This is a genomic window from Paenibacillus sp. FSL R7-0652, from assembly GCF_038595045.1.
In the GTDB taxonomy this organism is placed as follows: Bacteria; Bacillota; Bacilli; order Paenibacillales; family Paenibacillaceae; genus Paenibacillus.
Genome location: NZ_CP152001.1, coordinates 2,790,195 through 2,814,104 on the forward strand (window position 1 = coordinate 2,790,195; position 23,910 = coordinate 2,814,104).

The 23,910-nt window shown below is 47.0% G+C and carries 19 protein-coding genes; 16 read left to right on the forward strand and 3 right to left on the reverse strand.

Going from position 1 to position 23,910, the window contains the following annotated elements; genetic code table 11:
* Positions 1-192: 192 nt before the first annotated feature.
* Positions 193-1,308: a helix-turn-helix transcriptional regulator gene (locus MKY97_RS12830; protein WP_342555788.1), complete on the reverse strand. Its 1,116-nt coding sequence runs from the start codon at positions 1,306-1,308 to the stop codon at positions 193-195.
* Between the two features lie 130 nt (positions 1,309-1,438).
* Here MKY97_RS12830 and MKY97_RS12835 point away from each other — a divergent pair, with 130 nt between their 5' ends.
* The 8 genes from MKY97_RS12835 (at position 1,439) to MKY97_RS12870 (ending at position 11,932) form a co-directional block, all read left to right on the forward strand.
* Positions 1,439-2,227, forward strand: a complete 789-nt coding sequence (locus MKY97_RS12835; protein WP_342555789.1) for a class I SAM-dependent methyltransferase — start codon at positions 1,439-1,441, stop codon at positions 2,225-2,227.
* Positions 2,211-3,314 (forward strand): saccharopine dehydrogenase NADP-binding domain-containing protein, encoded by a 1,104-nt coding sequence (locus MKY97_RS12840; RefSeq protein WP_342555790.1) that lies wholly within the window; start codon positions 2,211-2,213, stop codon positions 3,312-3,314. The genes MKY97_RS12835 and MKY97_RS12840 overlap by 17 nt, the downstream gene beginning before the upstream one ends.
* A 71-nt stretch (positions 3,315-3,385) precedes the next feature.
* Positions 3,386-3,682, forward strand: coding sequence for a hypothetical protein (locus MKY97_RS12845; protein ID WP_342555791.1), 297 nt, complete (start codon positions 3,386-3,388; stop codon positions 3,680-3,682).
* 76 nt (positions 3,683-3,758) lie between these two features.
* Entirely contained in the window at positions 3,759-5,051 is a 1,293-nt protein-coding gene (locus tag MKY97_RS12850; protein WP_342555792.1) for an amidohydrolase, read from the forward strand.
* A gap of 199 nt (positions 5,052-5,250) precedes the next feature.
* Complete coding sequence (locus MKY97_RS12855; protein ID WP_342555793.1) at positions 5,251-6,303, forward strand: dockerin type I repeat-containing protein; 1,053 nt, start codon at positions 5,251-5,253, stop codon at positions 6,301-6,303.
* A 79-nt stretch (positions 6,304-6,382) separates the two neighbouring features.
* Positions 6,383-8,335 carry an S-layer homology domain-containing protein gene (locus MKY97_RS12860; RefSeq protein ID WP_342555794.1) on the forward strand — a complete coding sequence of 651 codons (1,953 nt, stop codon included), beginning with the start codon at positions 6,383-6,385 and terminating at the stop codon, positions 8,333-8,335.
* Positions 8,336-8,607: 272 nt separating this feature from the next.
* Complete coding sequence (locus tag MKY97_RS12865) at positions 8,608-10,443, forward strand: UbiD family decarboxylase (protein ID WP_342555795.1); 1,836 nt, start codon at positions 8,608-8,610, stop codon at positions 10,441-10,443.
* Positions 10,444-10,825: 382 nt separating this feature from the next.
* Positions 10,826-11,932 carry an HD domain-containing protein gene (locus tag MKY97_RS12870; protein ID WP_342555796.1) on the forward strand — a complete coding sequence of 369 codons (1,107 nt, stop codon included), beginning with the start codon at positions 10,826-10,828 and terminating at the stop codon, positions 11,930-11,932.
* 65 nt (positions 11,933-11,997) lie between these two features.
* On the opposite strand, the gene MKY97_RS12875 is transcribed toward MKY97_RS12870, so the two are convergent.
* Positions 11,998-13,248: an MFS transporter gene (locus MKY97_RS12875; RefSeq protein ID WP_342555797.1), complete on the reverse strand. Its 1,251-nt coding sequence runs from the start codon at positions 13,246-13,248 to the stop codon at positions 11,998-12,000.
* 279 nt (positions 13,249-13,527) lie between these two features.
* Between MKY97_RS12875 and MKY97_RS12880 the strand changes: the two genes are divergently transcribed.
* Positions 13,528-14,115: a TetR/AcrR family transcriptional regulator gene (locus tag MKY97_RS12880; RefSeq protein ID WP_342555798.1), complete on the forward strand. Its 588-nt coding sequence runs from the start codon at positions 13,528-13,530 to the stop codon at positions 14,113-14,115.
* 54 nt (positions 14,116-14,169) lie between these two features.
* A complete protein-coding gene (locus MKY97_RS12885) occupies positions 14,170-14,646 on the forward strand; it encodes an SRPBCC family protein (protein ID WP_342555799.1) in 477 nt (158 codons plus the stop codon).
* Between the two features lie 110 nt (positions 14,647-14,756).
* Here the strand turns inward: MKY97_RS12885 and MKY97_RS12890 are convergent, their stop codons facing one another.
* Positions 14,757-15,782 (reverse strand): LacI family DNA-binding transcriptional regulator, encoded by a 1,026-nt coding sequence (locus MKY97_RS12890; RefSeq protein WP_342555800.1) that lies wholly within the window; start codon positions 15,780-15,782, stop codon positions 14,757-14,759.
* A gap of 372 nt (positions 15,783-16,154) precedes the next feature.
* On the opposite strand from MKY97_RS12890, the gene MKY97_RS12895 reads away from it, so the two are divergent.
* The 6 genes from MKY97_RS12895 to MKY97_RS12920 all read left to right on the forward strand — a co-directional run bounded on the left by MKY97_RS12895 (position 16,155) and on the right by MKY97_RS12920 (position 23,886).
* A complete protein-coding gene (locus MKY97_RS12895) occupies positions 16,155-17,204 on the forward strand; it encodes a 2,3-butanediol dehydrogenase (protein ID WP_342555801.1) in 1,050 nt (349 codons plus the stop codon).
* 170 nt (positions 17,205-17,374) lie between these two features.
* Complete coding sequence (locus tag MKY97_RS12900) at positions 17,375-18,688, forward strand: hypothetical protein (RefSeq protein WP_342555802.1); 1,314 nt, start codon at positions 17,375-17,377, stop codon at positions 18,686-18,688.
* A gap of 320 nt (positions 18,689-19,008) precedes the next feature.
* A complete protein-coding gene (locus tag MKY97_RS12905; RefSeq protein WP_342555803.1) occupies positions 19,009-20,112 on the forward strand; it encodes an NADH:flavin oxidoreductase in 1,104 nt (367 codons plus the stop codon).
* 664 nt (positions 20,113-20,776) lie between these two features.
* A complete protein-coding gene (nagZ, locus tag MKY97_RS12910; protein WP_342555804.1) occupies positions 20,777-22,126 on the forward strand; it encodes a beta-N-acetylhexosaminidase in 1,350 nt (449 codons plus the stop codon).
* 75 nt (positions 22,127-22,201) lie between these two features.
* Positions 22,202-22,906, forward strand: a complete 705-nt coding sequence (locus tag MKY97_RS12915; protein ID WP_342555805.1) for a response regulator transcription factor — start codon at positions 22,202-22,204, stop codon at positions 22,904-22,906.
* Positions 22,903-23,886, forward strand: a complete 984-nt coding sequence (locus tag MKY97_RS12920) for a sensor histidine kinase (protein ID WP_342555806.1) — start codon at positions 22,903-22,905, stop codon at positions 23,884-23,886. Before MKY97_RS12915 ends, MKY97_RS12920 begins: the two co-directional genes overlap by 4 nt.
* Positions 23,887-23,910 lie beyond the last annotated feature (24 nt).

A 23,910-nucleotide genomic window follows, 5' to 3' on the forward strand; every position in this document is an offset into this window, starting at 1 on the left:
TACGAGCAAACATATTGTATCTATGTTCTCTATTCAAGGTTCATAATACATTCAGCACTAGAAGCTCAGCACCGTTCAGTCAAAATCCTCTTACATAAAACGCAGTCCATGCAGCACACTGCGTTTTGCGTGAAGAGGATTTTTGGGCTGCAAGTACATAAAACGAAGGGGATTTAAAGGTTAAAACCATCGCTAGCCTATCGTTAGTTCATCCGTCAACTGAAATCGAGATACAAAATACCATATAAGCTCCCGGCGTGAGGATACACCCGTCTTGTCAAAAATCGATTTTAGATGATCCTGTACGGTATAGGCGGATATATACATGGCTGCGGCAATTTCCTTCGAAGAATAGCTGCGCAGTACATATCCTAACACTTCCCGTTCCCGTGGGGATAAACCGTGACATTCTGCAAGGACGGAGAGCAGTTCCTGAGGCATCGCCTGGTTAAGCATAACCGCGATCTGATCAGATCCGTCAAGCTGCTTCAGATGGCTTGCCTGCAGCATCAAATACCGGCCATCCGGAAGCTGGATGCACACTTTAGAAGGGGACGCACATAACGATTTGCAAGCTGCAGACTGTTCAAGCTGCAGCTGACTCAACAAATGGGAGGCAACGGCTCGCACGGGACGCGGCAAAGTATTCGGTGAGATGCCCTCCATCAAACGCAGCTGCGAAATCCAATATTCGGCAGACGTATTGAGGGACACGAGTTTCAATGCATTCGATGCGAGCAGGATACCTGGTTCCGCAGGGCTTTCACGCTTCATTTCTTCAATCAACGTCAAACTGGTTATTCTCAGCATTTTCGCAATAGAATAGGTCCATTCTTCTAGTTGGGAACGTTCCTGCTCTGTAAATGCCGGCTGATCGGCTTTGCGGTATAGTGTCAGGTATCCCCAGCAGGAGTCGTTACTGATAAAAACCGTGCGCATTTCATCACCGAACCCTGCCGGAAGCAGAATGTTTTTATAACGCACACTGGATTCGGGATTGCTGTGAACGGCGGCATATAAGATGGCTGTATGCTGATCGGATTGGACCAGATCTGCGTATTTATGAATATCCTCTTCCATGTATTCGTTAATAAATAGTTGATCATGAATGGCCTCGACGCCATCTTCCGTCACCGCGCCTGTAGAGAGCAGTGTGGAGGGGTCCACTGTGGTAAAACAGTATGCATCATAAGGAATGACGGGCTGCAGGTGCCTGAGCACAGCTTCCCTGTAAGAGCGGGACGTCCAGGTTCCCTTTTCAAGTGAAGTTATTCGATGTACATGTTGTTGTCCGTATAAACCAGCCAAACGAGTTAACTCCTCTCCAAGTGCTCTATATCCCAAACTTGTGGGATGGTCGCCTGTGTGTATCCTTCTATAATGAAATTAGACGAATAGACAGTCAAGTCTTACTTCATAACAGAGGGGTGCAGTAACAATGAGCGACAGCTTGGACAATAGATGGAATGGTACGCCAAAACATAAAGAGAGTGCAGCAGCGGATCGAATCGAGACGGGAAATCAGGTGAATTCGGCCGTAAACAGCTGGGATACTGCAGATGTCGATCGATACGAACAATCCATAGCTCTTAAAATCCCAGGTTATGCCCACATGCACGATCTGATGGAAAAGCTTCTTACAGCATCCATAGCCCATAACAACAGTATTAATATACTTATAACAGGAGCTGGAGGGGGCAAAGAGGTTAGTCTGCTTGGCACGAGACATCCCGATTGGCAGCTGACAGGCATGGATACTTCTCCCCGGATGTTAACGCTGGCAGAGAAACGGGCAGAAGAAGCCGGTATTACGAACAAAGTCAAACTACTCCCCGTAACGATGGAACAACTGCCAGTGGACTTGATGTACGATGGGGCGACGAGCATGTTGATGCTGCATTTTATTCATGGACTGGAAGCGAAAAAAACGTTTCTCAGGCATCTGGCCAAAAGGCTCAAACCCGGTTCACCTCTAATTATTGCAGCGGTAAATGCAAACCCTGCTTCTCCAGCCTATGCGGTCATGATGCAGGCGTGGAAGGATTATATGCTGCAGGCGGGTGTGCTTGCTGAAGAATGGGAGTGGTTTGCCGCTTCTCTTGGTCAGCAATCCGATCCGGTGTCATCTGAAACCTTGGAGCTGCTGCTTGCGGAGTGTGGTTTTTCTCAGATCACCCGATATTTCGGAGCTTTATGGGTGGAGGCTTATTATGCGATCAGAGACTGAGATGAAACAAGGCAGCATGAAGGATCAGATCTGGGTCATTGGTGGATATGGTCAGGTGGGACAGATGGTCTGCACGCAGCTTGCACAGGTATTTCCCGGCAAAGTGTGGGCAGCGGGTACACGCTTGGAGCGAGCCGAGAAGTTCAGCCGCCAGACAGGTGGAGCTGTGAAGCCAATGCGGCTGGATATCATGAAAGCAGTAGACCCTGCAGTGCTGCGAAACGTGAAACTTGTCATTATGTGTGTGGACCAGAACGACACACGGTTCGTCGAAAGCTGTGCGAAGGCTGGAACAGATTATATCGATATTTCGGCCAAGGGTGATTTTTTGAAGCAGGTTGAACGGCTGCATTCAACAATGCAATCTTCCGGATCAACAGCAATTCTTAGTGTCGGATTGTCTCCTGGTATAACGAACCTGCTCGTACGAGAAGCATCCATGCATATGGATAAGACGGAAGAAGCGAACATTACGGTGATGCTGGGACTCGGGGAGAAACACGGCAAAGCCGCCGTAGAATGGACCGTGGATCAGATGAACACTTCATATGACGTTATGCAGCAGGGGCAGCTGACGAGAGTACAGAGCCTGAGCGATGGGAAATGGATTGATTTTGGTGGGGAATTAGGGCGGCGGGCTGCCTATCGATTTGCTTTTTCGGATCAATTGGCGGCTGCTCAGACGCTTCACATTCCCACGGTGTCAACCCGGCTATGTCTGGATTCTCGCTGGATAACCCGTACACTGTCGATTGCCAGACGAGCAGGGCTGTTGAAGCTGCTGCGTTTCGGCTGGATTCGTAACGCTGTGGTGAAGGCTTTTATGCTGGTTCCGGGTGGCGAGCCGATGTTTGCAGTGAAAGTAGATGCGGCGGGCTGGAAAAACGGAGAGCGAATGAGCGTGGAACAGCTCGTGGTTGGGGAAAAGGAAGCCGCTGTGACAGCAGAGGTGGCTGCAGCTGTGGCGAAGCGTATATACCGCCATTCCCAGGCACCGGGTGTATACCATGTGGAGCAGTGTTTTTCCCTGCAGGAAATTCAGGAGGAACTTTCCGAGCCGTTAAAGGTGATGACCAAGATTACCTAAAGTCATTTTTGTCTTGAGACTGCAATCTGCTATGATGAAACTAGTAATCAATGCATGATTGGAGGGATAACATGGACGCGATCGCCGTACTGCCTTATTACAGAGTACAGCGAGAGGTGACTGGTCTTGCACAGGAAGTCGAGAGGAATGCCCGAACCATGACCCTTTATGCAGATCGGATCGTGACAAGGTACAGGGAGTTTCTGATCACAGAAGTGTTCGATATGTCTTTCCGCCGAATGGGGGAGAAGGGTGGATTTTTCTATCTGCATACGAGTACAGGAGTATATCCGTATATGGTGGAGATTGATCCCGGACCGTTCATCCAAACCTTTCACCAAGTGGCGATTGCCGGTCGATTAAAATGATTGACCTTGCCGCTGCGTAAAGGCTTACGCTGGTATTGGAAGAACTACATCCAATCCAGAGGAGCTGTGTATAATTATGAGTATTTTAATTCAACAAGCAACGATTCTAACAATGCAGGAAACCGAAGCCCCCTTTACGGGTGATATTCGTATTGAAGGAAATCGGATTGTGCAGATTGCTGCCCATATCCGACCCCAGCCGGGGGATGATGTGATGGATGGTCGGAACAAACTCGCGATGCCTGGTCTGATTAATGCCCACCAGCATTCGCCCATGAGCCTGCTGCGAGGTTTTTCCGATGACCTGAAGCTGATGGACTGGCTGGAGCGTAAAATGCTGCCTGCTGAAGCCCGAATGACACCCGAAGATATCTATTGGGGAGCAAAATTATCCATTGCGGAGATGATCCGTTCAGGAACGACATCATTTGCGGATATGTACATTCATATGAATGAAATTGCCGAAGCGGTCACCGAGACGGGAATCCGTGCATCACTGACACGCGGCATGGTTTTTATGGAGGATGACGGAGGACGCAGGCTGCAGGAAGCGATCGATCTGGTGCAGCGCTGGTCCGGTGCGGCGAATGGACGAATTACAACGATGTACGGGCCGCACTCCCCTTATACGTGTCCAATCGAACCGCTGCGTGAAGTGATTGCTATGGCCGTGCAGCAGAATGTACCGCTCCACATCCATCTGGCGGAAACGAAAGAAGAAGTGGAGAAAATACGCAGCCGTTATGGCATGACTCCGACAGAATACTTGGAGGAGGCAGGCATGTTTCAACAGTCGCACGTGCTGCTGGCTCACGCGGTTCATCTGAATGCCGCTGACATTAGCAGACTGAAAGGTATGCGCGGCGGTGCAGCTCATAATCCGGTCAGCAACCTGAAACTTGGATGCGGCACTGCACCGGTTGAAGCGCTGCTGGCCGAAGGGATTACGGTAGGAATCGGGACAGATGGCGCAGGCAGTGCGACAACACTCGATATGTTTGAAGAGATTAAGGCGGCAAGCTGGCTGCAAAAGCTGGACTACGGTGATCCGACACGAATGCCTGCTGCTCGGGCGCTCCGGATGGCAACCCGGGGCAGTGCAGAACTGCTGGCACTTCAGGATGAAGCAGGTATGCTGGCTCCCGGATACAAAGCTGATCTGATTCTGATTGATCTCGCCAAACCTCATCTGCAGCCAATACATGATGTAGAGGCGCTGCTGGCCTATAGTGTTAACGGGGCAGATGTGCACACGACAATTGTTGATGGACAGGTGCTGATGAAGGACAGAAAGCTGCTGACGATTGATGAGGATGAGCTGTATCGTGAGGTAAATGTGCGTGCAAAACGCATTGTTGAAGGCATTTGAAAATATTTTTTTCTTGAATTTAATATAAAATGGGAATTTTTTAAGGATCAAAACGCCGTGGGAGCTTATCCTATGGCGTTTTTTGTCGATTTACAACTGGAAGTAGTTCGTAAGACCTGTTCAGAATCGGTTCAGAATAGAACGTTATACTCAGTCTGTAATTGTTCAAATATGAGATATACACGAGGAGGAACATGAATTGAAGGGGAAAAAAAATAAACATAAGCAATTAAAGCCGATATTGAAAAAAAGCATGCTGGCCGCACTCAGTCTTGGCATTGCCCTGCCCGCAGTCGGCGCGCTTCCTCAGGTTCAAGCAGGAGAAATTGAACCCTTAATCAAAATTTCCCGCCCGGTACTTAATGATGGTATCGAATGGTTAAGTTATACATCGGATCCATCTCTGGTACCTTCTGCAGCCATTGAAGCAGGAGATAACACAGTCATGATTGATTTGAGCACTCATTTCCCGACCGATCAGTTTACTCAACTTAGCGCCATTTCAAATGATACTACAGTGGCTCGAGCATATGTAAATGATGAAAATAAACTGGTTGTTGTTCCCTTCCGCAGTGGTCATATCAAGATCGAGTTAAAAGCGCAGTATCGGTTGTCTGAGGCATTAGATCCGGTTTTCGAACCCGTTACAGATAACATCGAACTCTATATCAGTAAAAAAGGGGATTTAAACGGGGACGACAAGGTTGATTCTGCCGATGCAGCGCTGCTGTTCAGATATCTGCGTGATATGACGTCCCGTCGTGGTTATTCATATGTTGAAATGAATCAGGCAGACATCGATCGGAACGGTCAACCTGCGGCGGAAGATATGAATGCGTTACTGAAAGGATATGCCAGCGGGGCCCTTGGAGCGAAGGATAACAGCTATGTGCTGACTTTCCAGCAGGTATATGATGCTCCTTATGCGTTCAACGGCAAATTAGAAGGCACTATGCAAACCCAGCAGACCATTTCTGGCACATATACACATCTGGACATTGATGGATACAATCCTATTAATTACCCACCTAATACGAAGTACCAATGGTACACAGCCACAGATGAGCTTGGTAATGGGGAAGAAATCATTCAAGGAGCAACCTCGGATAAGTACACGATAAGAGACATAGACGAACATCAATATCTCATTCTCAAGGTAACACCACGCTCGTACTTGAATCAGCAGTTAGAGGGGAAAACTTTAGTAATTCGTGGAACACAAGCTGTGGAGGGTCCACCACCTCCGCCATGATCTGAACATATTTATGTCACTGTTTATAATTACTCATTAAATTTGTCAGTCACCCGAATTTAGATATGGAGGTTATTACATGCTTCAACCCCAAAAGAAACGTCCAAAAATGAGAAAAACAATGTCAGGTCTGATCATGCTGACGTTATTATCATCGCTTGTTGCGCCTGGTTTAGCTGGTGCTTATACTGCCAAGAACTCTCAAGTTGAATTTTCCGATGTAAGCGTACAAGCGGGGAAAACGGTCCATTTGCCAGTAACGCTGAAAGATGCGGAATATCCGGTAAAAGCATATAATATGCAGATTGATTTTGATAAAGCTGCTTTAGAAGTTGTACGCATTACACCTAGAACGTACAGCACCATCGCATCTTCTCCTGAGGAAGAAACGACGCCTGAATTCCAATACTATATTAATAACGAAGAAGGCTGGGTGCGCATTATCTGGGTTGATTTAACAGGAAACAATCATCTCATTGATACGGGCGAGCAAATGTTTGATCTGGAGATTCAGGCGAAAAGCAGTGCTGTGCCAGGCAAAACAAAGCTTACCGTTAACCAAGCGGACAGCGAGCACTGGCGTGTTAACACGATAGATGAGAGTCCACCTTCTGAAATGTTAGGAGGAACAATCACGATTACAGCAGCAAGCTCGGGTGGCGGCAATTCCGGTTCACCTTCGACACCTGACACGGGCAGTTCTTCTGGCGGGGGATCTTCTGTGTCCTCACCCGTGTCGTCTTCTGCACCAACCACATCTTCCACTCCGGCGGCAGCCAAAGGAGTAGATATTTATGTGAATGGCCAGAAAAAGGAACAGTCCGCAACCGCTTCTACTTCCACATCAGGGAATAAGGTGACGACCACGATTCATGTGGATAATAACAAAGTGATCAATCAGGTGGGCAGTGGACTGCGCAGCGTCTTGCTCCCGGTTACGGGGACTGGCACTAACGCAGTCGTAGGGGAATTGAACGGTAAATTAATTAAAACTATGGAAGACAGTAACGCTGAAGTTATTATCCAGACAGATACAGGAACATATACCCTGCCAGCAAGCCAGATCAAAGTTGATCAAGTTGTAAAACAGCTTGGCGGCTCGGCTCCCTTGGAAGACGTAACCATTCAGATTACGATTGCTCCAAGCAGTGATACGAAGAAAGCGGTACTTGAAGCGGCAGCGAGTAAAATGAGCAATACCACTGTAGTTGGCGCTCCCGTAGACTTCGAAGTCAAAGCCGTATACAACGGACAGCAGGTTGACGTAAATCGTTTCAATGCGTATGTTGAACGTTCCATTACGCTGCCTAAAGATACAGATGGCTCCAAGATTACAACGGGAGTTGTGCTTCAGGCGGATGGAACGATGCTGCATGTGCCGACCAAAGTAATCAAAGGTGAAGTGAACGATGCTGCAGTCATCAACAGTTTGACGAACAGCACCTACGCTTTGATCTACCATCCAACCACATTCAGTGATATTTCCAGCCACTGGAGCCGTACCGATGTTGAAGATCTGGCTTCCCGTCTGGTCGTAGAAGGGCAAGGGGATCATACATTTGCACCGGATCGCAGCATTACCCGTGCAGAATTCACAGCTGTACTGCTGAGAGGTCTGGGCCTGCATTCCCCGGAAAATGACGTAACGACAACATTTACAGACGTGAGTTCCGACAGCTGGTATGAAAATGAAGTTCAAACGGCAGTTTCGTACGGACTGATCTCCGGTTACACGGATAACAGCTTCCGTCCAAACAGCGAGATTTCCCGTGCTGAAGCGATGACCATCGTTTCACGTGCAATGAAGCTGGTAGACTTGGCCAAAGCGGATGCTTCCGAAACGGCAGCACTGCTTGGTGCGTACAGTGACGGCAGTAAAGTTCAGGCGTGGGCTGCAGAGCCGGCAGCATCGGCTATTAAACAAGGTCTGGTGCAGGGTGCAGACGGCAAACTGATGGCGGACGCCGACGTTAGCCGCGCGCAGACCGCAGCTATAGTTAAACGTTTGTTAGCCAAAGCCGGATTGATCTAGACCAAATGAAACACCTGCCTTTCGTTTAACCTAATCGTTAAACGGAAGACAGGTGTTTTTTATATTTGCGATGGCGTGCAGCTTCGAGTTTAAACTAATGCTTTGTTTCATGACAGATCATTTGATAAAATAGAAGAGGCGCCCCGATGATTTTTTACAGACAAGGTTCAGCAGTGGATTACATATGTTTTTGCTGTATTTCATGTCAAGCGTCTATGTGAATATATGAACATAATCCTTTGAATTTAGTATACACAGAATGGAGCCATCCGATGAAATATTCAAATATGGAAGATTGCATTAACGATCTGGAGCAGCATGGTCATCTGATCAGGGTCAAGGAAGAGGTTGATCCCAATCTGGAGATGGCGGCGATTCATATGAAAGTGCACGCGGCGAAGGGACCGGCGCTGTTATTTGAGAATGTAAAAGGTTCCAGGTTCAAAGCCGTTTCCAATCTGTTCGGCACGGTTGAACGAAGCAAGTTCATGTTCCGCGAGACACTGGAAGGTGTGCAGCGGGTTATGGCTGTACGAGACGACCCGATGAAGGCACTCAAGACGCCATTCAAACATATTCGTACAGGTCTTGCGGCGTGGCAGGCGCTGCCTAAGCAGGAATCCATCAGCCTGCCTGTAACGGCACAGGAGATCCGGATTTCTGACCTGCCGCTGATTAAACACTGGCCGATGGATGGCGGAGCATTTATAACGCTTCCACAGGTGTATTCAGAAGACCCCGACAAACCCGGTATTATGAATTCCAATCTGGGAATGTATCGTGTGCAGCTCAGCGGCAACGACTATGAGATGAACAAAGAAATCGGGCTTCATTATCAGATTCATCGCGGTATTGGCATCCATCAAGCCAAAGCGGTGAAAAAAGGAGAACCCCTGAAAGTCAGCATTTTCATCGGCGGACCGCCGGCACACACGCTGTCCGCCGTGATGCCGCTCCCGGAAGGTCTGAGCGAGATGACCTTTGCAGGTCTGCTCGCTGGCCGACGCTTCAGATACAGCTATAAGGATGGATACTGTATCAGCAATGATGCTGATTTTGTTATAACGGGTGAGATCTATCCCGGCGAAACGAAGCCGGAAGGTCCGTTTGGCGACCATTTGGGGTATTACAGCCTGACTCATGAATTCCCGTTGATGCGTGTGCATAAAGTGTATGCCAAGCCCAATGCGATCTGGCCGTTTACGGTTGTGGGACGTCCGCCGCAAGAGGACACGGCATTCGGGGATCTGATTCATGAGATAACGGGAGACGCCATCAAACAGGAAATTCCAGGTGTAAAGGAAGTCCATGCCGTTGATGCTGCCGGAGTTCATCCACTGCTGTTTGCGATCGGCAGCGAGCGTTATACACCTTACACGGATGTGAAACAGCCAACCGAGCTGCTGACCATTGCAAACCGTATTTTGGGAACCGGACAGCTCAGTTTGGCGAAGTATCTGTTTATCACTGCTGAAGACAAGCAGCCGCTTGACACTCATAAAGAAGTTGAATTCCTCACTTATATTCTGGAGCGAATGAACCTGCAGCGGGACATTCATTTCTATACGAATACGACGATAGATACACTGGATTACTCGGGAACCGGACTGAACAGCGGCAGTAAGGTTGTTATGGCGGCTTATGGTGACAAAATTCGTGAACTGTGTACGGAAGTGCCGGAAGCGCTGAAAAGTATTCAAGGTTATGACAATCCGCAGCTGATCATGCCGGGTATGGTTTCGATTCAGACAGCTGCCTTTACGAATTATGCAAATACGGCACAGGAAATGAAAGACTTCACGGAGCTGTTGCAGGAACGTGGAGGACTGGAAAGTTGTCCGATGATTATTGTATGTGACGACAGTTCGTTCCTGAGCGCCAACCTGAGCAATTTCTTGTGGGCTGCGTTTACGCGCAGTAACCCGTCACACGACATGTATGGTGTGAACAGCAGTTATCATCACAAACACTGGGGCTGTGATCAGATCATTATTGACGCGCGGGTCAAACCACATCAGGCACCGCCGCTTGTTCCCGATGCATCTGTTGAGAAGGCTATCGAACGCTTTTTCGCGAAGGGTGCAAGTCTGGAATCCATTAAACTCTAGCGGTATTTTGTTGTCGAGGGAGAGCATCTCGTCGATAGGATGTCGTTTTTTACATGGTGGATAAGACAGATGAAGAACGAGTATAAATGGAACATGAAGACAAGGAAGTCCATCAGCAGCATGGGCTTCCTTTTTTATAGAAAACGGTATATAGAAGATGTTGAAGTAGGTTGAAATAATGTATTCCGTACAGAAACCGGGACAAACAAACATTTTTATTATAAGAATAAAGTCTTAGATGTTCATATTTGCCTAAATGATTAAGGTCATTTGGACTATGTAAAATAGTTGGAATTCAAACGATATAAGAAGTAGAAGTATGTCTTGGCTCCGATCCATCCGGGGCTGTTAACTATAAACAATTGTCCAGGGGGAGTTCCGATTGAGAATCCATATTATGAACCTGCAGGACGGAGACCGTCTGACAGCGGATACGTTTAGTGATGCAGGGCTGCACATTCTCGGAAAGGGGACTGTCATTCGAAGCGATGATATCACCCTGCTTATGCAGCATCGTGTAGATTACGTAGATATTGAACTGCGTGACGAAGGCATTACAGAAGCCGAATTTTTTGCTGCTTCAATGAAACAGACACAGGGATCAAGCAGCAGTACAAACGGCACAAGCAGTAAAGAACAACCTCCTGAAGAAGAGATGAAATCTCAATTCCTTCAAACTGTACATAATTATCAAAATGCATTTCTGGAAGCGCTGACGGTAGGCAAGTTTAATGCCACAATGGTGGATGATGCCCTGCAGCCTATGGTCGAAGGTCTTGATGAGCAGAAGGATGTTGTGCATCTCCTGATGATGCTGGAACGGGATGACGTTAATAATTACACCCATTCCATTCAGGTAGGTCTTTTATCCTTTTATATCGCAAGTTGGATGGGATATTCCCAGTCAGAAAGTTACTTGATCAGCCGCGGAGGTTACCTGCACGATATCGGAAAGTGTAAAGTTTCACACCGGATTCGCAATAAAACAGAACCTTTGACGGCGGATGAACAGCTTGAACTGCAGCGTCACACCATCTATGGGCACGAGATCATTAAAAACTCGATGACTGATGAGGCCACAGCTCTGGTCGCTCTGCAGCATCATGAACGGGAAGACGGTTCAGGCTTTCCGATGCAGCTTGGAAAAGGCGAGATTCATCCGTATACCCAAATTGTGTCCGTGGCAGATATATACATAGGTATGCGATCCGGTAATCATGGCGCGAGCAATCCGAATCTGATTAACAACCTCAGAGATATCTACAGCATGGGATTTGGCAAATTAAATGAGAAACCGGTTCAGGCGTTAATGCAGCATCTGCTGCCTAACTTTATTGGCAAACAAGTGCTGCTCAGCAATGGAGAAAAAGGTGTTATTGTGATGAACAATGCATCAGATATCTTCAAACCGCTGATTAAAGTCGAGTCGGAAGAATATCGGGATCTGTCCAAAGAGCGCACCCTCTCCATTAATGAACTGCTCATTTGAACCGCAAAAAAGTCATAGGAAACGAACCTCTCGTCATTCGATAAGGGGTTCGTTTTTTAGTGGAATCACATGTTGTTACGGTGATTATGGTTAACCCTGGATTGAAGGGAGCGATCGAACTGACGATCGACAATCCATAACAGTAGAGCTGCTGTACTAACAGCCGCACCCAACCAGCAAACACCTGTCCAGCCTGACCAGGCGTAGACATGGGTAGAAGTGATAGAACCAACCGCACTCCCAATCGAATAAAAGATCATATACGATGCCGTCAATCGGCTCTGAGCTTCGGGACGGACTTGATAGATCAAACTCTGATTCGTGACATGTACTGCCTGCACAGCAAGGTCAAGCAGGATAACACCGAGGATTAGAAACCATAGAGACGTATGTAACAATCCGATCGGTATCCAGGATAATATCAAAATGACAAGGGAAACTCCGGTAGTCACCTGCCCGTAACCTCGGTCTGCTTGTTTGCCTGCTTTAGCCGCAGCCAAGGCGCCCGCAGCGCCTGCAAGTCCAAAGGCACCTATGAATGTGTGTGACAAAGATAATGGAGGGGCACTGAGCGGCAGCACCATGGCAGTCCAAAGGATACTGAATGCCATAAATATCAGCATGGCAAGTAAACCGCGAACGCGAAGCACGCGTAACGATGTATACAGCCGCAGGGTGGAGCCAAGTAATTGAAAATAGCTTATTTTGTTGTCTGTGACGGGTCGGTGAGGGAGTATGCGTATTAATACCAGTATGCTTATCAAAGTAAGGCTCGCAGATAATAGATAAACCGATCTCCAGCCCAGCCAGTCATTCATGGAACCTGCCACAGTTCGCGCGAGCAGAATGCCAATCACAATACCGCTGGTGACTCGGCCGACCATCGTACCTCGCTCGGAATCGGCCGATAAATGGGCGGCATAAGCAACAAATGTTTGTGTGATTACAGCTAACAATCCAACGATTGCAAGCCCTATTAGCAGTATGGGATACGAATCAGAAGCTGCAGCAAAGATTAAAGCCAAAGCCGAGAAAAGCATCTGTATAATGATCAGTTTTCGACGATCGACGATATCTCCTAGCGGAACAAGCAGCAGCAAACCTAGGGCGTAGCAAATCTGAGTAACCGTGATCACAGAACCGATTGAAGCAGTAGACAGTCCGAATTCAAGGGCAATGGAATCCAGCAAGGGCTGCGCGTAATAGATATTTGCGACAGATAAACCGCTGCATACGGCAATAACCCAAGCGAGTGCGCTGGTCATGCCCTCTTTCTTTTGATTGGATGCTTGTAAATGTTGATGTGATGTGTGCATTGGTATCTCCTCTCTTTAATGTACTGATCAGTATAATATAATCGGGATTAACAATATATTTTTTGAAATGGATTGTCAATAGTCTCGAAAGTTTGAACTTGATGGACAATTCGGAAGAAGGATCGTATGTAAGATCAAGGCGCTTGTAGCATGGAAATTTACTATAAATATAATTTTATCTTTTAGACTGATATTAAAAAAGAGCCTTTCCGTTTGGACTTTTTTACATTGTTGAGTTAGAATAAATCTATACTGTTCGATAAATAAAGGGGCGGTGTTATGGTTAGGAAAAGGGAGTTCAATACAGATGAAGCACTTGATGCTGCTATGCACGTATTCTGGATCAAAGGGTTTGAGGCAGCGTCCTTAACGGATTTAACGACGGCAATGGGGATTCAACGGCCCAGCTTGTATGCAGCTTTTGGCGATAAAAAAGATTTGTTTGAACGTGTGCTGCGAAGGTATACGTCTGCACATGCAGCACAAATAAGAGCAAAGCTTACTCAGGGTGACTCTGTAAAGAAGGCTTTTAGGGGAATATTTGAACAGATTGCATCAGAAGGTAATGGAAACAGACCCAGTCACGGTTGTTTTTGTATCAACACGATGGTTGAACTCGCTCCACATGATCCCAAATTTGCTGTTTTAACACGTGAGCATCAGATGTATTTAGCGGTTATTTTCAGAGAGGCTCTTGAAAAAGGCCAGCGGAGCGGAGAGTTGGCAGGTAATGCAGACACGGGGCTTATGGCCCAATCGTTGGTAGTTTCCATGATTGGGTTAACGGTGTTGATGAAGTCAGGGCCGGAGCGTTCGTTTATTGAGCAGAGCATCCAAGCATCATTAGCCGTGATGGGCCCGTTTTAACGGCTAACGCGAATTTAACCATTCAACTCGTAAAGAGCGGAGGCGTAACAGCTGATGGTCGAAGTGACTACTGTGACGAAAATTTATGCTCCCATTGAAGATTGTTTTGATCTGGCTCGTGACATTGAGGTTCATACACAGACGGTATGGAAGCATACAAGAGAACGAGCTGTTGCCGGGGTAACCAGCGGACGAATTGGGTCAGGAGATACGGTAACGTTCGAAGCCGTGCATTTTGGCATAAGACAGAGATTGACATCACGGATTACTGCCTACGAGCGGCCTTTTCTGTTTGTTGATGAGATGAAGCGTGGAGCGTTTAAAAGCATGCGGCATGAACATCATTTCAGCAGTTGTGGGGAGAAGGGGACCTGTATGACAGATACACTCCGCTTTGAAGCACCGCTCGGATTTCTTGGCTGGGCAGCAGAACGGCTTGTATTAAAAAGATACATGAAGGCTTTTCTGGAAAGTCGTAATGCTAAACTCAAAGTGATGCTGGAACAGTGTGTGAGAAACAAAGATTCATAGAGAAATTGAAGCAAGAATGAAACAATGATGAAAATATAGAGTTAAACCAAAGAAGGTGCTCGCACAGGTAAGACCTGGTGAGCACCTTTTAGCAGTATAAGCTGGATTGTCTAGCTTGAAGAAGAGCGGATCATGGCTACGCTGGACTCACGCACAATCAGGCGCGGCTCAAACTGGATATGTTCATAATCCACAGTGCTCATCTCGCGAATTCGCTTGAGCAGCAGTTCAGTCGCGAGCCGGGCAACCTCCTCCCCCATGATTGATACAGAGCTGATCTGAGGCGATGAAACGGTCGTCCACTGATTGTTATCCACCCCCACCACAGCGACGTCTTCGGGAACGCGCACACCCAGTGCTTTGAAGCGGTTTACAAGTCCAATCGCGACCATGTCATTAATCGCATAAACAGCATCCGGCATATGTGTGAGTCCGTAGAAATAGTCCGCCGCACTTGCTCCTGTCGCGAGTGAGAAATCTTCGCCGAAATACACAAGCGAAATATCCACATGTCCAACAGCCTGTTCATAAGCGCGATAACGTTCTTCGATGATATCTTTCGGGGCTCCGGCATAAGCGATCCGAGTTCTTCCGATTTTGAACAGATGATCCATGACCAGTTTCCCTTCAGGCTGTGATAAGGAGACGATATCCGCTTTGATGCCCGGCTCCAGTTTTTTCCCGTAGTTAATGATGGAGATGGGGAGGGGAGCCTTGTCGATTAATCCAGGCAGCGTTTTGGGATATGCTAGTGGCATAAAAATGAGACCGTCTACGTGTAATTTCTTGACGTTACGTATCGTTTCAAGCTCAGTCCTGGCATTGCCTGCCGTATTAATCTGTACAACATGGTATCCATGCTGTTTCGCGGTCTGTTCAACAGACCAAGAGATTTCGGGAATGATTGCATTTCGGATGTCTGGAACAACAAGTGCAATTTGGTGTGTTTGGCGGATCTTCAGACTCTGGGCTGAAGTGTTTGGCACAAATCCCAGCTCTTCGATAGCCTGCATCACCTTTTCCCGTGTTGCGCTGCTGATCCCGTCCGAATTATTAATCGCTCGTGATACCGTCGCAATTCCCACCCCAGCACGTTCAGCGACATCTTTAATTGTGATTTTCTGATCTTTACTCACGTTATAGTTGACCTCACTTCATCGGAAACGATTCCGTATTTTCGACTGATGTATGTTTTGTAAGGTAGGCATATAACTTGATTATACCATTGGAGCAGGCCTGCAGCTCGTCAACGGACTGAAATTCATGTAATTTTATGCATTTTTATGTTTAATTTCCTAATAAATCATTAAAAATGAACGATTATATGCAAGATTTTTGTTATATACTGTTTAAATTTTGATTTAACAATAGGCTGCAGCGCAATAATACTCACTTGATCGACATATTTCTGGAGAAATATGTTTGACAGGGTATCTCAAATGTGACATATTTAATTTACGGAAACGTTTCCGAATATACACGTAATAATCATTTGGGAGATGAATGAAATGAAAGCATTGCGTTGGCATGGTGTTAAAGATCTTCGTCTGGAACATATTACTGAACCTCAACCTGAACAGGGCAAGGTGAAAATAAAAGTGGAATGGTGCGGCATCTGCGGCAGCGATCTGCACGAATATACAGCTGGACCTATTTTTATCCCTGCTCAAGATCCGCATCCGCTAACAGGGGAGAAAGCACCGATTGTGATGGGGCATGAATTCTCCGGGCAAATTGTTGAAGTGGGTGAAGGGGTAAGTCGTTTTCAAGCGGGGGACCGTGTAGTTGTGGAGCCAATTTATGCATGTGGTCATTGTGAGGCTTGTAAACAGGGCAGATACAATCTCTGTGACAAGATGGGATTTTTGGGTCTGGCCGGAGGCGGAGGCGGTTTCTCCGAGTACGTGACAGCCGATGAGAACATGGTTCATGCGATTCCGGATTCAATTTCTTACGAGCAGGGTGCTCTCGTTGAACCTTCTGCAGTAGCCCTTCACGCAGTACGCCAAAGCAAGCTGAACGTTGGCGATACTGCAGCGGTATTCGGTGCAGGACCAATTGGACTGCTGGTGATCGAGGCGCTTAAAGCATCCGGTGCTTCAGATATTTATGTTGTCGAACTGTCACCGGAACGCAAAGCTAAAGCAGAAGAGCTGGGTGCAGTTGTGATTGACCCAACCGAATGTAATGTGGTTGAGGAGATTCACAAGCGTACCCATGGCGGTGTGAATGTGGCTTATGAAGTAACCGGAGTTCCACGTGTGCTGCAGCAGGCTATTGACTCAACATGCATCGGCGGCGAGCTGATGATTGTAAGTATTTTCGAACAGGAAGCTCCGATTCAGCCGAACTCGATCGTAATGAAAGAACGTACTGTGAATGGTATCATCGGTTATCGTGATGTGTTCCCGGCTGTCATTCGGTTGATGGAAAAAGGATTTTTCCCTGCGGACAAGCTGGTGACCAAACGAATTGTGCTGGATGAGGTCGTAGAACATGGATTCGAAGCGCTGTTGAAAGAGAAAAATCAGGTGAAAATCCTGGTTAAAGCAGAGTAGATCTTCATTATTATAGTAGACATCATATCTTCGGATGTGAGAGTCTACTTTTTTTGCTTAAAGAGGGCGAAATTTGTTGCAGTGTAAGCACCTTTTACATACTATAAAAAGATACAATTTGTATCGTTTTCAAATGATTTCAGGCTAACATGTTAAAGGAGGATGTGGACATGCAAAGGAAAGTTACATGGACAGCGATCTTACTGGCTCTTGTCGCTGGTGCTGGCTGGATGTTTACGGGGAACTCGAAGCCTAAAACGAACACACCGGCAGCAAGACCTGAGACAGCGGATCGAGGGACTGTCCAGGTGTCTAACGCCCCGTTCCAATCGGTGGATGTAACCCATAGACTGGAGCTGCTCGGAAAACCTTTTAAGAAATCGCCTTACGCCAACAACGTCTGGGACATGCAGCTCTACAACGGTAAAATCTATCTGGGTCATGGGAACAGCAGTAATGTAGGACCCGCACAAAACGCAGGGCCAATTCCTGTCATCTATTTTGATACTGCGAATGCCCAGTTTGAGACACAGGCGGTGACTAACAGTAACCCGAGTATAGTACCTTCAACGAGAAAGTATGTGGATGAAGAACAGATTGATCTCTTTAAAGTAATGAATGGAAAGCTCTATATTCCCGGCCATGACTCCGATGGCGAGAGCTGGGACTGGGGAAACTTTTACCGGCTGGATGGGGAAGTGTGGACCAAGTATCGCAACCTGCCTAAAGGAGTGCACGTCTATGATCTCGCATATTATAAAGGGAAAATGTTTGCCGCACTTGGTACGGAAACGAAACCAACCGTTCTAATCTCGCATAATGAAGGGGAGAGCTGGCAGCATTTTGCCACGATCAACACATTTGGGTTCAGAGCGTACACGCTTTTTGAAATCCAAGGCAAATTGTATGCTTCTGCCATGATGTATCCTGCCAATAAACTGTGGAATGACAAGACGAATATTCTGGAGATTAATGAACGCTTGGAAAAAAGAGACGTGGTCATCTATGGCAGTAAAATGCTCCCTGGGTTGACGTATCAGCAAGGTACGGTGCCGTACAATAAAATCGGCAAAAATATTAATTTCAATAATAAGCTGGTGTATATTGCGGGTGGTGTCTTTAATGACAGCCAGCTGCTGCCCAAATCATTAAATGTGATGACAGATATCAATCAGGCAAAAAGGGTCAATCTGCCAGATGCCAATGCACTGCCGACGGATCTTCTCGTGCGCAGCGACAAGGTGTATGTGCTGACGTATACACGGAAGCAGGCGAATGTTTATGTGAACCGGGTTTATCAAACAAGCGATCTAACAGCATGGGATGAAATCTTACGTTTTACACAGGATACCTATGCGAAATCATTTGAAGAGCATGATGGTGATTTTTACTTTGGTCTGGGAACGGACCCCGATGTAGGTTCTGCTTCTTCTGGAAAGCTGCTGCGGGTCAATCGGTATGATATTCCCGCAAAATCAAATTAAATATTCAGGAAGATTATGGATTATATTATATGCTGCATCCACATTGTTGGTGACCAGGAGAGATGCAGACGATATGCATAAAATGCAGAGCAGTTTGCAGTATCGAGGTCAATGGACAGCGGCTTTTACAAGGCTGTTCTTTTTTTTGCCTAAGTTCATGTGAGAAATTTGTTTGAAAATAAAAATAATAATCTATAAAATGGATAAAGAAACGACTCATGACAGTCCTAGGCGGCCGAGATTTGCCGGATTCATTACAGCATGCTGCATCTCAAGGTAAGTGCGAAATATCTACTTTCCAATGCAAAGGAGACTAAATCATGAACATACCTTTATCTTTATTCGAACCGTTCACTTCCGACAAGCTTACCTTGCCGAACCGAATTGTTATGGCACCGATGACACGTGGATTCTCACCGAACGGTGTACCCGGGCCCGATGTGGCTGAATATTACCGCCGGAGAGCGGCTGGCGGCGTGGGACTTATTATTACGGAAGGCACGGGCATAAACCATCCGTCCTCGGTAAGTGGCGAGAGCATTCCGCTTTTCTATGGAGAGCAGGCACTGCAGGGGTGGAGTGAAGTTGTCAAGGCTGTCCACGATGCAGGCGGAAAAATTATGCCTCAGCTCTGGCATGTCGGCACCGCGCGGCGCTCAGGAGACCTGCCTAATGCAGATGCTCAGCCGGTAAGTCCATCCGGAATCAGCATGGCTGGTGAAGCGGCATATGAACCGTTAACTGAAGCGGAGATTCAAGAGCTAATACAAGCGTACGCCCATGCGGCGGCTGATGCCAAACGAATTGGATTTGACGGCATTGAGCTTCACGGTGCTCACGGATATTTGATTGACCAATTTTTCTGGGCACAGACGAATCGCAGGTCTGACAAATATGGCGGTGATCTGGTACGCCGAACACAGTTTGCAGTGGATGTCATTGAAGCCTGCCGAGCTGCTGTAGGACCCGATTTCCCGATTATTCTTCGTTTCTCACAATGGAAAATGGGAAGTTACGAGGCTAAGTTAGCCGAATCGCCAGAGGAGCTGAAACAGTTCCTGCAGCCGCTCAGTGCTGCTGGTGTAGACATATTCCACTGTTCCACACGCCGATTCTGGCTTCCGGAATTCGAAGGATCTGATCTTAACCTTGCTGGCTGGACCCGGAAAATCACCGGTAAACCAGCTATTTCAGTTGGCTCCGTAGGCCTTGAGTCGGAGTTTGTGGAGCGATCGGCTGAAAACAAGGGAACAGGTGATGCACATCTCGATTTGTTGAATGAGAAGCTGGAGCGTGGGGAATTTGATCTGATTGCGCTTGGACGTGTACTCCTTAGTGATCCCGAATGGCCGCTCAAGGTTCAGGAGGGGCGGACCTCGGATATCATTCCGTTCTCCAATGAAGTGTTATCGAAATTATACTAGGGCGTGTCTTGAAGCCCGCTGAAGTGCATCTTTTACCCCCTTTTCGCCCCCTGCGGCGTCAATTTCCCTTGACGTGCCCCGGCACGCCTGCAGTAAACTTCCTGGCTGGGAACGAAAATTCGGCAAAATTGGCTTCCTCAGCGTTTTCAGACACACCCTAAAAATTCAACATATGAAAAATTCATAAAAGAAAATTCAAAAAGATTACTTTAATCCATAACCAGCCACAACGAAAATTTTAAAGCAAACGTATAAAAATCACAAAACAAACGTATCAAAACCTTAATAAAAGTTATTGAAATGGTAAATAAAGTAATTTGTAAGATGTCACAATGAAGCCGCCGCAAGGCGGCTTTTTTAATTGATTTTTAAATTTGTAACTTGCGTAACTGCTGCTGATTCTACCTATAGATGATTATTTCAACATATGAAAAATTCACAATAATAAACTTCCATGCCGCGCATCATTTTGATATTGTGCTACAGCTGCACTCGCTCACGTTAAAACGAATATATCTACCACACCTCAATACGAAGTGACAGAAAAAGTTTGGATCCTGAGACTTATTTTGAAAATCACTAACCTTATGGTAAGGTTAGGCCAAACAAACGGAAAACTGAAAAATCGCTATAATGCACAATAGATGAGGAGGCGGAATATCCTTTGAACGGATATAGAAATGTACGCTTTAAACGACAGAGCAAATTATTACCGGTGCTGGTGCTGCTTACAGCGGTCATTCTCGTATTGGCGGCATGTGGACAGGCCTCCAAACCAGTACCTGAAGCAGGCTCTAGTAACGGGTCTAACACGAGTCCGAATACAGCCTCAGAGAATCGTGATGAGAATACGGCTCCCTCTGAGGATGAGGGGGAAGAAGAAGCTCAGCAGGAAGCAAGCCAGGACGAAACAGACCCGGTAAAGAAGAAGCTGCAGCAGCTAACGCTGGAAGAAAAAGTGGGTCAGATGATTCTTGCTGGTGTGCAGGGAACGGCGCTGGATGAGCAGGCGAAACAAATGATTGCTGACCAGAAGATTGGCGGCATTATTTTCTACGCGAGCAACGTAACAACGCTTCAGGGAACGGCTGCTTTTGTACAATCGATCAAACAGACGAATGGGCATAATCCGGTTCCCATCCTGATGAGTGTCGATCAAGAGGGCGGCAAGGTAAGCCGAATGCCAGACACGGTCGAGTCCATTCCATCTAATCGAAAAGTAGGCAAAACGAATGATACAGCACTTGCTGAGGAGATGGGCACACTGCTGGCGAGACAGATCAAACTTGCGGGTTTTAATGTTGATTTTGCTCCTGTACTGGATATTAACAGTAATCCGAAGAATCCAGTCATCGGGGATCGATCCTTCGGCACTACGGCTGACCTTGTTACACGTATGGGGATTGCCGAGATGAAGGGCCTGCGTAGTGAAGGCGTTATCCCGGTAGTGAAACATTTCCCTGGTCACGGTGATACTTCAGTAGACTCCCATCTGGACCTGCCCGTGGTGAATAAATCGGAAAAGCAGCTTGCGGAACTGGAGTGGATTCCATTTCAGGCGGCGGTGAAAGAGAATGCCGAGGCGGTAATGGTTGCCCATATTTTATTTCCCAAGCTGGATTCGGAATATCCGGCTTCCTTATCTAAAATAATTATTGGGGATCATCTGCGCGAAAAGCTTAAGTATGATGGTGTAGTGATCACAGACGACTTAAGCATGGGAGCGATCTCCAAAAACTACCCATTGAACAAGGCTGCAGTTGCAACCGTTCAAGCGGGAAGTGATATTTTGCTGGTGGCTCACAGTTATGAAAGTGCCAGAACGATTTTCGACACATTAATCAGTGCCGTGAAGTCAGGCGAAATTAAGGAATCCCGTATTGATCAGAGTGTATATCGTATTTTGGCATTGAAGCAGCATTACAAGTTATCGGACGATCAACAGGCCGCCGGAGATGTGAAACAGTTAAACGCAGATATTCGAAGCTGGCGCAAGCAGGTCGATGCCCGCTGATCTATCCTGTGTTATGATTTGGCTATGAGTAGAGGGGAATGTGCTATCATAACAGGTTAGAGGAGAGAGTTTTTCATGTATACCATTATGATTATCGAGGATGATCCCAAGATCGCGGGACTACTAAAATCACATATTGAACGTTACGGTGACCGAGCTGTATTAGTTGAGGACTTTGAGCAGGTGGCGGAACAATTCAAGCAGATCCAGCCTCATGTCGTTTTACTGGATATCAACTTACCGAGCTATGACGGGTTTTACTGGTGCAGACAGATCCGCACGATATCGACATGTCCCATTTTGTTTATTTCTGCAAGGAGCGGCAAGATGGATCAGGTTATGGCACTGGAGAACGGGGCCGATGATTATATTACCAAGCCGTTCGAACATGAGATTGTTATGGCTAAAATTCGCAGTCAGCTGCGCCGGGTGTATGGAGATTATGCTGTCCATGATGAAGAGCGTAAGGTCGAACTGAACGGACTTGTGGTGTATTTGGAGAGGCTCGAAATTGAACTCGGCGATCAGAAAGTGCAGCTAACCAAGAAGGAAACAATTTTACTAGAGACGCTGATGCGCCGCAGTCCAAAGCTGGTCAGTCGGGAAACGATCCTGGAGAAGCTCTGGGATGACTCGTTTGTGGATGATAATACACTTAGCGTCAATATTACTCGGGTACGCAAACGTCTTGCCGAACTGGGTATTACCGATGCGCTGGAAACGGTGAGAGGCTCCGGATACAGGCTGATTAATAACTGGAAAGCAGCATCATCGTTATGAAGCTGTTTATCCGAGAACATCTCGCTTTGACGTGCTGGGTGGTAGCGATGATGCTGACTGTGGTAGCGGTCTTCTGGTACGATGGATACGATCATTGGAAGACGGCCCTGTACGCTGTGGGACTAGGATTGTTTCTGTATGCCGGGTATCTGGTGTATCGCTACATGTCACACCGAGCTTTTTACAGCCGGATGACACAGCCGGTGAATTCGCTAAATGAATTGGTAGCGTTACATGAAACAGCGCCGCTATCAGCCTCCTTGGAGAAACTGCTGGATTCCCAGTATGGGCAGTATCACGCACATTTGAGCCGTCTGGAACAGAAGCAGCAGGAATATCTTACGTTTATGAACCAGTGGGTACACCAGATGAAAACACCGTTATCTGTCATTGAGCTGACGGTGGAAGAGCAGGAGGACGATGATGCTCGTTTTCGCAGTATTCGTGAGGAAGCAGATCAGATGCGCCGGGGATTGGAAACGGTTCTATATGTCGCAAGGCTGGATACCTTCGAGCAGGACTTCAGCGTTGAGCCGGTTGAACTCCGGGCGGTAGGTGAAGAAGCGATCCATGAGTTGAAACGATTTTTCATTCGCAACCATGTGTATCCCGAGATGCAGATTGATGCTTCGCTGGCGGTGCAGTCTGATGCAAAATGGCTTCGATTTGTGCTGGTACAAGTGTTATCCAATGCTATTAAATATGCAGCAGGCAGTGAACAGAAAGTGCATCTTCGCGCCTACAGAGCGGAGTACAACATTGTACTGGAAGTTCAGGATCATGGGATTGGCATCCCCAAATCGGACCTCAATCGGGTGTTCAGACCTTTTTTCACCGGGGAGAACGGAAGGCATTTTAAGGAATCTACAGGCATGGGGCTGTACATCGCGAAAGAAGTGCTGACACGTATGAATCATCAGATTGAGCTTGAATCGGTGTATGGGGAAGGAACAACCGTGCGAATCACATTTCCGACATGAACGGAAGAAATCATGAATGTCATC

Coding starts and splice junctions, on each gene's coding strand:
- MKY97_RS12885 (WP_342555799.1), top strand. CDS start 14,170: ATGGTCGAAGTGACTACTGTGACGAAAATTTATGCTCCCATTGAAGAT.
- MKY97_RS12875 (WP_342555797.1), bottom strand. CDS start 13,248: ATGCACACATCACATCAACATTTACAAGCATCCAATCAAAAGAAAGAG.
- MKY97_RS12880 (WP_342555798.1), top strand. CDS start 13,528: ATGGTTAGGAAAAGGGAGTTCAATACAGATGAAGCACTTGATGCTGCT.
- MKY97_RS12835 (WP_342555789.1), top strand. CDS start 1,439: ATGAGCGACAGCTTGGACAATAGATGGAATGGTACGCCAAAACATAAA.
- MKY97_RS12895 (WP_342555801.1), top strand. CDS start 16,155: ATGAAAGCATTGCGTTGGCATGGTGTTAAAGATCTTCGTCTGGAACAT.
- MKY97_RS12850 (WP_342555792.1), top strand. CDS start 3,759: ATGAGTATTTTAATTCAACAAGCAACGATTCTAACAATGCAGGAAACC.
- MKY97_RS12915 (WP_342555805.1), top strand. CDS start 22,202: ATGTATACCATTATGATTATCGAGGATGATCCCAAGATCGCGGGACTA.
- MKY97_RS12920 (WP_342555806.1), top strand. CDS start 22,903: ATGAAGCTGTTTATCCGAGAACATCTCGCTTTGACGTGCTGGGTGGTA.
- MKY97_RS12900 (WP_342555802.1), top strand. CDS start 17,375: ATGCAAAGGAAAGTTACATGGACAGCGATCTTACTGGCTCTTGTCGCT.
- MKY97_RS12840 (WP_342555790.1), top strand. CDS start 2,211: ATGCGATCAGAGACTGAGATGAAACAAGGCAGCATGAAGGATCAGATC.
- MKY97_RS12865 (WP_342555795.1), top strand. CDS start 8,608: ATGAAATATTCAAATATGGAAGATTGCATTAACGATCTGGAGCAGCAT.
- MKY97_RS12845 (WP_342555791.1), top strand. CDS start 3,386: ATGGACGCGATCGCCGTACTGCCTTATTACAGAGTACAGCGAGAGGTG.
- MKY97_RS12860 (WP_342555794.1), top strand. CDS start 6,383: ATGCTTCAACCCCAAAAGAAACGTCCAAAAATGAGAAAAACAATGTCA.
- MKY97_RS12905 (WP_342555803.1), top strand. CDS start 19,009: ATGAACATACCTTTATCTTTATTCGAACCGTTCACTTCCGACAAGCTT.